The organism is Synechococcus sp. R5-13 (assembly GCF_047462015.1).
GTDB lineage: Bacteria > Cyanobacteriota > Cyanobacteriia > Thermostichales > Thermostichaceae > Thermostichus.
Map to the genome: position 1 here is coordinate 1 of NZ_JANSIL010000021.1, position 10,204 is coordinate 10,204.

Annotated in this window: 13 protein-coding genes and 1 tRNA gene; 8 read left to right on the top strand and 6 right to left on the bottom strand. The window is 59.2% G+C overall.

The window, feature by feature from the left end:
* Positions 1-162: 162 nt before the first annotated feature.
* From NW840_RS01665 to NW840_RS01675, 3 genes are all read left to right on the top strand, one after another.
* Positions 163-822, top strand: coding sequence for an XRE family transcriptional regulator (locus tag NW840_RS01665; protein WP_414342003.1), 660 nt, complete (start codon positions 163-165; stop codon positions 820-822).
* Positions 823-973: 151 nt separating this feature from the next.
* Positions 974-1,789 (top strand): OmpA family protein, encoded by an 816-nt coding sequence (locus tag NW840_RS01670; RefSeq protein ID WP_414342005.1) that lies wholly within the window; start codon positions 974-976, stop codon positions 1,787-1,789.
* Between the two features lie 119 nt (positions 1,790-1,908).
* The gene (locus tag NW840_RS01675) at positions 1,909-2,421 is read left to right on the top strand and encodes an ATP-binding protein (protein WP_414342007.1); all 513 of its coding nucleotides are present in this window, start codon (positions 1,909-1,911) and stop codon (positions 2,419-2,421) included.
* Here the strand turns inward: NW840_RS01675 and NW840_RS01680 are convergent.
* Positions 2,398-3,528 carry a geranylgeranyl reductase family protein gene (locus NW840_RS01680; RefSeq protein ID WP_414342010.1) on the bottom strand — a complete coding sequence of 377 codons (1,131 nt, stop codon included), beginning with the start codon at positions 3,526-3,528 and terminating at the stop codon, positions 2,398-2,400. The genes NW840_RS01675 and NW840_RS01680 overlap by 24 nt on opposite strands.
* Positions 3,529-3,638: 110 nt before the next feature.
* On the opposite strand from NW840_RS01680, the gene NW840_RS01685 reads away from it, so the two are divergent.
* From NW840_RS01685 to NW840_RS01695, 3 genes are all read left to right on the top strand, one after another.
* Positions 3,639-3,959 carry a hypothetical protein gene (locus NW840_RS01685; protein ID WP_041436713.1) on the top strand — a complete coding sequence of 107 codons (321 nt, stop codon included), beginning with the start codon at positions 3,639-3,641 and terminating at the stop codon, positions 3,957-3,959.
* A 111-nt stretch (positions 3,960-4,070) separates the two neighbouring features.
* On the top strand, positions 4,071-4,358 hold the full coding sequence (locus NW840_RS01690) for a hypothetical protein (RefSeq protein WP_011433893.1): 288 nt from the start codon (positions 4,071-4,073) through the stop codon (positions 4,356-4,358).
* Positions 4,359-4,512: 154 nt separating this feature from the next.
* Positions 4,513-4,824 carry a hypothetical protein gene (locus NW840_RS01695; protein ID WP_011433892.1) on the top strand — a complete coding sequence of 104 codons (312 nt, stop codon included), beginning with the start codon at positions 4,513-4,515 and terminating at the stop codon, positions 4,822-4,824.
* A gap of 223 nt (positions 4,825-5,047) precedes the next feature.
* Here the strand turns inward: NW840_RS01695 and NW840_RS01700 are convergent.
* Both NW840_RS01700 and NW840_RS01705 read right to left on the bottom strand, forming a co-directional pair.
* A tRNA-Ser gene (locus NW840_RS01700) sits at positions 5,048-5,138 on the bottom strand.
* Between the two features lie 155 nt (positions 5,139-5,293).
* Entirely contained in the window at positions 5,294-5,842 is a 549-nt protein-coding gene (locus NW840_RS01705) for a hypothetical protein (protein WP_414342013.1), read from the bottom strand.
* Between the two features lie 555 nt (positions 5,843-6,397).
* Between NW840_RS01705 and NW840_RS01710 the strand changes: the two genes are divergently transcribed.
* Both NW840_RS01710 and NW840_RS01715 read left to right on the top strand, forming a co-directional pair.
* The gene (locus tag NW840_RS01710) at positions 6,398-7,381 is read left to right on the top strand and encodes a PhoH family protein (RefSeq protein WP_011433889.1); all 984 of its coding nucleotides are present in this window, start codon (positions 6,398-6,400) and stop codon (positions 7,379-7,381) included.
* On the top strand, positions 7,378-8,103 hold the full coding sequence (locus NW840_RS01715; protein WP_414342016.1) for an HAD-IA family hydrolase: 726 nt from the start codon (positions 7,378-7,380) through the stop codon (positions 8,101-8,103). The genes NW840_RS01710 and NW840_RS01715 overlap by 4 nt, the downstream gene beginning before the upstream one ends.
* Here the strand turns inward: NW840_RS01715 and NW840_RS01720 are convergent.
* From NW840_RS01720 to NW840_RS01730, 3 genes are all read right to left on the bottom strand, one after another.
* A complete protein-coding gene (locus NW840_RS01720) occupies positions 8,081-8,896 on the bottom strand; it encodes an alpha/beta fold hydrolase (protein WP_414342017.1) in 816 nt (271 codons plus the stop codon). The genes NW840_RS01715 and NW840_RS01720 overlap by 23 nt on opposite strands.
* Positions 8,893-9,642 (bottom strand): lysophospholipid acyltransferase family protein, encoded by a 750-nt coding sequence (locus NW840_RS01725; RefSeq protein ID WP_414342020.1) that lies wholly within the window; start codon positions 9,640-9,642, stop codon positions 8,893-8,895. The genes NW840_RS01720 and NW840_RS01725 overlap by 4 nt, the downstream gene beginning before the upstream one ends.
* On the bottom strand, positions 9,642-10,204 hold a 563-nt coding region (locus NW840_RS01730; RefSeq protein ID WP_414342022.1), incomplete at its 5' end, for a cob(I)yrinic acid a,c-diamide adenosyltransferase. The genes NW840_RS01725 and NW840_RS01730, both read right to left, overlap by 1 nt.

The window sequence follows — 10,204 nt, forward strand, 5'->3', positions numbered from 1 at the left end:
GCAGAGCAGGCTCAGGGCTACTGAAAGCCCGCTCCGTACCGCTTAGCGGTCGGAGCCGGGTAGTTTACGTTGAAGATTCTCCCCAAATGGCTGCACCGGTCGTTGACTTGTCAAGATATAGTGGTAAAAATCTGCTTATACACAATATGTAGCGTTAAGCCGATGTCCATCTCCTCTGGCTCTTCTTTTGCAGACCGCTTGCGATGGGTGATTGGCGATGAAGCCGTCTATGCGTTTGGGCGACGGGCCGGAATTAGCGATACGGCCTTGCGCAGCTACCTGAAGGGATCCGTGCCCAGCATTGACAAGGCCGTGAAAATTGCCCAAGTGGGCCAGGTCAACCTCAATTGGCTGATTACAGGGGAGGGATCCCCGCAGTTGCATCCCGACGCGAAAGCAGAGTATGTGTATGTGCCTTTTGTCGATGTAGCCGCCTCTGCCGGAGCGGGGGTGTTGGTGCGCGAAGAATCGATCGAATCGGTGGTTGCTTTTGAGCGAAACTGGCTGCGGACATACTTGAAGGGAAATCCTGCCGAGCTGAGCCTGATTCGGGTGCAGGGGGATAGCATGTCTCCCACCTTGGAGGATGGCGACTGGATCTTTGTGGAGCGGCAAGAGGGTGGAGACCTGGGCTGTGAAGGCATTTACGTCTTTCAGATGGATGGAGATCTGTTGGTCAAACGGCTGCAGCGCCTGCCCGGATCCCAGGTGAAGGTGATCAGCGACAATCCCCGCTTTCCCCCTTTTGTGGCGGATTTGGCGGATCCCATCAACGGCCTAACCCTCATAGGGCGTTATCGAGGTCGCATCAGTTTTGATTAGCCTCCCACAGCAGATGGCGGGAAGTGGCAGTTGGACCGACCGAGAATCCCCTTGGCGAGATCGGGTCGCCGGTTAGGATGGGTCTTGAGGGTTGAGTTGAGAGGAGTTCCTGCTCCTTGCCTGCGCCCATCCAGCCGGAGGTTTGCCTGCAATGGCTCGTTCGTCCCAGCTCCTAACAGTCGCTCTCCATTCCCTAAGCGGGATCCTCTTGGTCAGCAGCGGAATCTGGGTCGGGATGGTGCTTCCCCAGCAGGCCCAACCTCAGCCCCAGCCGGAGACCAACATCTCTCCCACTCAACCCGCTTCTCCCACACCACCGATCCTGCCCACCTTGGCCCCGCCCCAGGCCAATCCTCCGGTGGCCAGCCCAACAGCAGATGCAGATCCAGAGGAAAATCATGAGAGCCCCACGGATCTGGAGGCAGAGATTCGGGAGATCCGCCAGCAGGTGATCCAGCTCTTGATCAGAATTGAGGAATTGGAGTCGCGGCTGCAACGGCTGCGTTCTCAAACAGCCCCTGAGCCTGTCAGGGAATCTTCCACTGCTGCCGAGATCGTCCCAGGAGAAGAAAGCACCCCAGCCCCGACCAAAACGCCGACCTCTTTTCAGGTGGGAACCCAAACCATCAGCCTGCCGGGCGATTTGCTGTTCGATTTTGACAAAGCCGAGATTCGACCTGAAGCAGCCTCGCTGTTGGCCCAGGTGGCCAAGTCCTTGGAAGCTATGCCCGGCGCCCGCGTTCAAGTGAATGGCCACACCGATAACATCGGGCCCTTAAACTACAACTTGGCCCTTTCTCTGCGCCGCGCCAATGCGGTTAAGGACTATTTGACGAAGCTGCTGCCGGAAGGCCATCCCATCAGTTGGACAACCTCTGGCTTTGGTCCCACCTTGCCCGTTGCCGATAACGACACAGAAGCCGGACGGCAGCGGAACCGCCGTGTGGATTTGGTCATCGCTCCCTAGCTGCACCCCCCAAAGTGGGGGATGACACGTTCTAGCAGGGCTCTGGTCTAGAATCTGGTAGGGTCAATCCGGCCAGGATTGATGGGCTTGAGTTCAATCCTCATCGTTGGGGTTCGGTTTTGAACGCGGCAGGGATCCCTCTGGACAAGAGGCAAACGTTTGCGCTGAGGGTTGACACAACCCTGGACGCGCTTGACCAGGTTTTGACCTGGTTTGAGTCTTTCCGAAATGCGGGCATCCCGGATCCCATTTGGGCGGAATGTCAGTTGGCTTTGGTAGAGGGGTTTACCAACGCCGTTCGCCACGCCCACCGCGCTCTGCCGGAAAGTACGCCCATCGACATTGAGCTGCTGCTGATGCCGCAAGGGCTGGAGTTGCGCATCTGGGATCAGGGGCAGGAGTTTGATCTGGAGGAATTTGCTCGGAACTTGTCGGATCCCACATCGCCCAACGCCAATCTTGAGTCCGAGGGGGGACGGGGTATTTTGCTGATGAAAGCTCTCTCTACTCACCTCAGCTACAGCCGCCAAGCGGATGGTCGCAACTGCCTGTTGATCGGCAAGCGCTTCGACGATCCTGGATCTCGCCCGCGTCTGTCGGTGCCGGGCTTAGGCGAGCAGACCACCGCTTAACTTGCGAATGGCCGAGCTGGCCACATCGCTGTAGCGCAGTTCACCGGCCAAGATCTGGCCCATGCGCCGAGTGGCTCCCGGTCGTTTGACGCCCACCCTGTAGCCCACGCCCGGAAAGCGATAGAACAACGCCGCAATCCGCTTAGCCCAGCGCATTTCTGAGCCCCATTCCTGCTGCACGCGGGCAGAGTAGTTCGCCAGAGCTTCTGTATCCCCGCCTAGAGCTTGATCGATGGCCTGGGCCGCCAACATGCCGGTGAGAAGGGAAGGGCGGATCCCTTCAGCGGTAAACGGATCGATGACGCAGGCGGCATCTCCCACCAAGAGGGCATTTTGGGTGTGTAGCGGTTGATCTTCGTCCCAGAGGCAGATGGGATGGCCAAATGGCTTGACCGATTTCAAGTCCACACCAAAGCTTTGGGCATATTGGGCGGCAATTTCCCGCAGGTTTTGTTTTTCTCCACCCCGAAAGGTGCCGGCTCCAATTGAGTAGCCATCGGCCTTGGGGAAGTTCCAGATGTAGCCATTGCTCACGGCACCGAAGTCAAAATGGGCGGCTGCAGTTTGCGGCTGCGAGAGGGGCACTTCTGCTTCCAAGGCGGCAGCCAGGCGACGACGGCGTTCCTGAAAGCCCAGCCACTTGGCCATTGAGCCTTTTGCCCCATCGGCCCCGATCACGTACCGACCCCAGACCGGGCCGGCGGTTGTCATCACTTGCCAGCGGTCGCTTTGCCACTCGAGGCCAGAGACAGGGCATTCTGCCTGGAGCGCTGCCCCTTGCTTTTGCGCTTGCTGAATCAGGTAGTGGTCGAAAACATCCCGCCGCACCATCCAAACGGGCTCTTTCAAATCCAAATCGACCACCACCGGATCGCCGCCGCGCCAGGTGTAGCGGATTTGCCGGATCTTGAGGGAAATGGCGGGGCCAAAGTCGAAGTCAAACCAAGCCGCCACCATAGGAGAAACGCCGCCCCCACAGGGTTTGTAGCGGGGCAAGGGATCCTTTTCCAGAACCAGCACCGAGCGTCCCCGCTTGGCCAGATGGTAGGCGGCAGATCCTCCAGCAGGGCCGGCGCCGACGATGACACAGTCGTAGAGTTGCGGCATGGTTTTCGATACTCCAGGCCCCCCCATCCTGGGTTCTGCTCACCAGCTTCTAGCCTATTATGGCTACAGCGAATTGCCTGCACGTTGCTTGCCTTTTTGTCGGGAAGACCATGCGAATTCGCTGGCAGCGCCTTGCCAACCAGCCCTCAGCTTGCTACTGTGCCGCCTGCGGAAAGCGTTTTGCGGGCGGGAAGCGAGTTCGTTGCCTTTTCAACGATAGGGGTCTGAATCTCGGCCCTATTTGCCCAGAGTGCTTTGCCCTTCCCCCAGTTCAGTTGCGAGAACAGATCCACCGCTATGCCTATTTGATGCGCCTGAATCGTCTGCGGGATCCCGGCAGCCAAGACCACGCCCATCATCTGGAACAAGCGGCCCGGGAGCGCTCCATTCGTTATCCGGGCCTGTGGGGCTGGCTGCGGCAGTGGTGGTAGCGTTGGCAAGGGGATTGGGCATTCTGGAAAAGATGCAGGAAAATCAGGAGAGGTTGCCTTCGGGATCCCAGACCCGTTGGCTTGTTTGCTCTCGTTGGTTGAGGAGCCCCCATGCACGACCTGGACAGTTTGCCAGAACCAGTAGCCGATGCCTTGATCAAAAGCCTGCTTACGGACGTGGAGCGGCTGATCAACCAGCACGGACTGTCAGAGGTTCTGGTGGGGTTGGCCATGTATTGCAACGTGCAGTTCAAGGCCAAGTTCAACAAGCCCAACCGCACGGAGAAGGATGAGGAGTTGGGGTTTTATTTCCGCGACGCCGCCAAAGCTCTGGAGGTGGCTGCCAGCCTCACCTATCGCACCATCGACCGCTCCCAATCTGCCCGGCCCAGCACCTAGCCGCCGGGATCCCTTTTTAGCTCTCACCCCCAACCTCTCTCAGGAAGAAAAAAGGGAGCCGGCGATCCATTGAGGATCTTTAAGGATCTTGGGGTGGCAAGGGATCCCCCTGGGTTTTTATGCTGGTGGGCAACAAGTTGCATTGAGGCTGAGCGTGAGAATCGTCTGGGAACGCAGCATTTACGGGGGCAATGGCCGAGTGCCCTGCATTATCTGTGGGGGATGGGCCAACCCCATCCAGAAAAAAGGGCACCAAGTGTTGCTGGCGGTGGTCTATAACGACCGCGGGCAAATCTACGGGGAAGTCTGCCGCAGCTGCCTCGGTTTGGGGGCCAAAGGCATCAAAGAGTGCCTGCAAGAGCGGATTGCCCGCCTGCGCAAACAACTGGAAGATTTGGAAGAGCTGGAGCAGGGAGAGGTGCAACTGCCTACATTGGAGCAGGAGTTGAGCGCCTATTTGGATTGAGGACTACACCCCTCTGAAAAACTTACGAAACCCCAATGGGAGGTGACGTCTCTGATTTCTTCCTGCTTCCACGACCCATGACTGGTAGCGGAGTTGGCCTCTATGGTCGTTTCAGGTTAGTCTGAGACGCCCGAGCTACTGAGAAAAGCCCCGCCCTACCGCTATGGGGAAGTAAGCTAACGGCGCGCAGAGGACGTCAACAACCTTGGTCAGCAAATATGGACGGAGAGGGAGGGATTCGAACCCTCGACGGAGCTTTTGGGCCCCGTAACTTCTTAGCAGGAAGCCGCTTTCGACCACTCAGCCACCTCTCCAGGGCCAGGAAGGGCAATGGCAAGCTGGGATCCAGCCACCAGTTCACTCATTGTAGGGGATGGGATCCCACCCGGCAACTGCCCCCTGACCCGCCCTGCAAAGACTCCGTCCCGCTATCGCGATCAGCCGGGATCCCTCCTGGGGTTGGGTGAGTCTAGCTCACCACCTGCAGGTAAATATCGAAGCTGCCGCTATTGTCGCCGTAGCTGCCCTTGGCGTCATTGATGTTGAAGGCAATATCCAGGTTGGGATCCAGATCCACCTCTTGGGGCTGCTCTGGCGAGGACTCGAAAACCTGATGGGCCACCAGTTGGGCGTTGGGTTGAAACAGCACAATCCCGTAGCGGCAGAGGCCCGGGTAGCGCCACTCCTCAGGGGTCGGGATCCCTTTGCCAAGGGGCGAGCGGATGCTGGTGGAAAACGAGAAGCCATAGCGCCAAGCCACATTCTTGGGGAAAAAGCGGATACGGCTGGCCCGCAACGGACGCCCTTGCCAGCGTAAAATGTTGCCCGCCTCTTGGTTCACCCGCAGGTCACGGAAAGCCATCCAAGCCTGTAAAGCTTCTTCTTCAGGTTGGATCCCTTCGATGGCCAGGGCCTGGCTCCAATCCAAGTCACTGCCATCGCAGGTGATCTGCCGCGGAATTTGCGCCAAATCCAGTTGTGCCAACCCCAGGGTATCAGACGCAGATTGGGTAAACATCTATCTCTCCTTTTTCCATCTGATTTTTCAAAGTGACTCCAGAAGGGATGAGCCTCTTGCTCAGAAATTGAGGAGTCACAGGGATCCCCAAGAGGAGCCTGGGGAAAGGTTGTAAGAGACCCCCATCCACATCCCTGCTGCTGGATGGAGAATGTCAGATGCACGATGACCAACGGAGTTGAAAACCTCAAGCTCTTGCCCGACCGACGAGAGACTGGGAGTTCAAGCTCCTTTAGCAGATAGATCAACGTTACTTGATGAATAAGAGCTATTCCCGAAAAGATAGCCCTTTGCAATACTTTTTTAGGGAACCTTAGGGAGTTGTTAATTCCCTGTGACTCGGCTGCGAATGAAGGCCAGAACCCAAATCCAGGTTTGCTGCAGATCTTCCAGAAGCTTGTATTTTGGAACACATTAATGGTGTAATCGCCTGTTAAGCACTCTTGCGCTCGACCCCTGGGCTCTGCAGCGGCTTTCCACAGCCCAGAGCGCCCTGACAAGCGTTTTTGGTAAGATCACCCCTACAGGTCTCCCAGGGTGCCCGGCGCCCACGGCATGCACGACAACCCTACTTCCCTCTCTTCTGATTTCGAAGTCATCTCTCTGTCCAATCCTCAACAGGCCATGTCTTTGGCGGGCACTCAGGAGGCCAACCTGAGGTGGATCAGTCGCTCCAGCGGTGCTTCTGTAACGCTGCGCGGACAAGACCTGTACCTGAAAGGCACTCCCCAACAGCGGCAGCAGGTGCGGCAATGGCTAGAATTGCTGAGGCCGCTTTGGCAAACTGGGCACCCCGTCACTGTGATCGATGCAGAGCAAGCTTTTCGCGCCCTCTCCGGACAAGAGGTTGCCGCCTACCAGCAAGCACAAGCAGGGATTTTGGCCCGCACCCGCAAAGGGGAGCTCATCCGACCGAAAACGCCCCGCCAACAGGAGTACGTGCGAGCCATTCGCACCCACGACCTCTGCTTTGGCATTGGACCGGCGGGCACAGGAAAAACCTATCTGGCTGCCGTTGTGGCCATTGCTGCCCTACAAAACCGGGAGTACGAGCGTTTGATCTTGACTCGCCCGGCTGTGGAGGCGGGAGAAAAACTGGGGTTTTTGCCGGGGGATCTGGTGGAAAAGGTGGATCCCTATCTGCGGCCCCTTTACGATGCCCTGTTCGAGTTTATCGACCCGGCCAAGCTGCCGCAGTTGATGGAGCAGGGGGTGATCGAGGTGGCGCCGCTGGCCTATATGCGAGGCCGTACTTTGAGCAATGCCTTCATCATTTTGGACGAAGCCCAGAACACCACCCCCGAGCAGATGAAGATGGCCCTCACGCGGCTGGGATTCCGGTCGCGTATGGTGGTTACCGGGGATCTCACCCAAACGGATCTGGGCAAACATCGCATGTCCGGCCTGGCAGCGGCAGAGCGTATTCTGACAGGGGTAGAGGGGGTTGCCTTTTGCTACTTCGACCAGCGGGATGTGGTGCGCCACCCTCTGGTGCAGCGGATTGTCGATGCCTACGCCCGCTACGAGGGGCAGTCGTGAAGCTGAGGGTGCTCTTTTTCGACGCTGTGGGCACTTTGTTTCGGGTGCGGGGCAGCGTGGGCCAGGTTTACAGCCAGGTGGCAGCGGAGTATGGGGTAAGGGTGGATCCCCAGGCCTTGGATCGCGCTTTTGGCCAAGTTTTTGCCCAGGCTCCAGCCCCGGCCTGCCCAGGATTGACGGGATCCCCTTTGCGGGAGTGGGAGCGGACCTGGTGGCGCCAGGTGGTGCGGGAGACTTTTGCCCAGGTGGGATCCCTGGCTGCCTTCGGAGAGCACCGGTTTGAAGACTTTTTCGCCCAATTGTTTGAGCACTTTGCCGGGGCGGATCCCTGGGAGCTGTATCCCGAGACGCTGCCGGCTTTGCGGGCCCTGCAGCAGGAAGGGATCCGGTTGGGGGTGATCTCCAACTTCGACAGCCGCTTGCCCAGGGTGCTGCAGCAGTTGCAGTTGGATCCCTACTTTTCCACCCTCACCCTCTCCACCCAAGTGGGCTATGCCAAGCCCGATCCTCGCATCTTCCAAGCTGCCCTGGCAGCCCACGGGATCCCCCCCGCAGCCGCCGGCCACATTGGCGACAGCCGCCGCGACGATTATCAGGGGGCAAAAGCAGCAGGCTTGCGAGCCCTTTGGCTGGATCGAGAGGGGAAGGATAGCTCCTGCCCAGAGCGGATAGAAGATCTGTGGGGATCCCTGTCCATGCTCAATGGGCCGAAGCAGAATTGAGCAGCAGGGGGGTGAAAAGGCCACCTGGCTTGAGCAGGTAACGCCGCAGGTTCATCTGCCGCTCCAGCAGGCAAGCGTGGCCGCTCTGGGGCGAGATTTCTACCTGCGCCTGGGGCAGCCGTTCCGCCAGCCAGCCCACCTCCTGCACCGAGGGCAACAGGCGATCCCGGCCCCCTGCCACCAGCAAAGTTGGCAGGGTCATCGACTCCAGGGGCAGCTTCTCCACAGCAAAGGATCCCAGCAAAGCCAAGCGCCGAGCAGCTACTGTGGGTTCAACACTGTGAACTGCCTGGCGCAGCCGCTCCTGATCGAGCGGCTCCATTTGGCTGAGCTCCGCCAAAACCCCCAACCCCCGCTCCGACAACTGGTGATAGAGCCCCGGTGGCAAAAAAGGCAGGAGAACATGCCCTGCCCACCACCAGGGCCTACGTCGCAGCGACGAGGCTGGATTGACCAAAATGAGGCCGCGGCACCGTTCCGGCCATTGGGCAGCCACCAACAAGGCCAGGCAGGCCCCAAAGGATTCTCCACACAAGTACGCCCCCGCTTCTAGCTGGGATCCCACCCAATCGGCCAGGGTTTCCCAGCTATCCCCCGCTTCCGGGTGGTTCAAACTCAGGGGGCGAATGCGAAACTCCCGCTGCAGAGCCTGCGCCTGCCGGTAAAACAACGTACCTGTGCCATCCATACCGGGCAAATACAGCAGCAGGGGCCGCTCCTGACCGACCGCTCCCGTTGCCGGGCTGACCAAGCTAGAGGCAGATGCTACCGGCTCGCCACTCAACTTTCTCATCTCTCTGCCAATCCCAATCGCACCTGTTCTCGGGCCGCTGCAGTTAGCTCTTGAATGACCTGCATTCGCTCGCGTCGGGATCCCTGGCGCTGCTTCCTGCCCACCCAAAGGGGGGATCCCACCCTGAGCACCACCCGCCGATACAACACCACCGGATGTCCCCCTTCCTGTTGAAATCGGGGTTCAGTGGGGTCAAACCAGCGGAAAAAAGCCATAGGAATATCTACTCCCCGCCATTCTTCCTGCGCCCACACCGCCACCGGCAGAATCGGCAAGGGATCCACCGCTGCCGCCAGCGCCAGGTGGGCAAAACCTGGCTGAAACCGCCCCACCTCCCCAGGCGAGGTCTCACGGGTGATCTGCTCCGCCCCTTCTGGGAAGATCCCCACACCCACCCCCGCTGCCAAACTGGCCTGCGCCTGGCGAAAAAAATGGATTTGCTGTCGGGATCCCTGCTTGAGGGGAATGCAGTCCAAAGCCAAGGCGATTTCCCGCAGCAGCGGCACCTGAGCCAGGTAGTAATGGCAGGCAAAGCGAATCGGTCGGCCCAACCCCGCGATCAGCACCGGTGCATCCAGAAAACTGCGGTGATTGCTCACCACCACCAGCGGGCCAGCAGGAACACGCTCCCCTCCCTCCACCCACACTTCCGTCTGGAAAAGGGTGAGCAACAACTGGGCCAGAGTCCTGGGGTCTGGAGGCCAAGAGAGAGCGGAATTGGCTGAGAACGCTGCGAAGGATCCCATCAATAGTCCACCCCGCGCCGCAGATCGGCCCCCTGCTCGGCATAGTGCTTGTGGCTCACCATTTCCGAGTGGACAGAGGCCAGCTCAAAGTAAGGTAAGGGGGCATGGCACCGCCCCGTGATGATGATCTCCGTGTCCCGCGGCTTGCGCAGCAAAGCCTGGACAATCGGCTCCACGTCCAGCAGCTCCAGATCCACTGTCGGGTTCAGCTCATCCAGGATGATGGTTTTGTACAGGCCAGAAGCGATGGCCGCCCGCGCCAACTCCCAGCCCCGCTCCGCTTCTACATAGTCGATTTCCTGTTGTTTGCCCCGCCAGACAATGGCATCCCGACCGCAGCGCTGGTGATCCACCAAATCGGGGTAGCTTTCCCGCAGGGCCCGAATGGCTGCATCCTCGGTGTAGCCCGTTCCCCCCTTCAGCCATTGCATGATCAGTACACGATGGGAGAGATCCTTACTGATGCCGCGCCCAATGGCTTGCAGAGCCCGACCCAGAGCGCTGGTGGATTTTCCCTTGCCGTTGCCGGTGTAGATCTCGATGCCGCTGCAAGGGGGTTGGC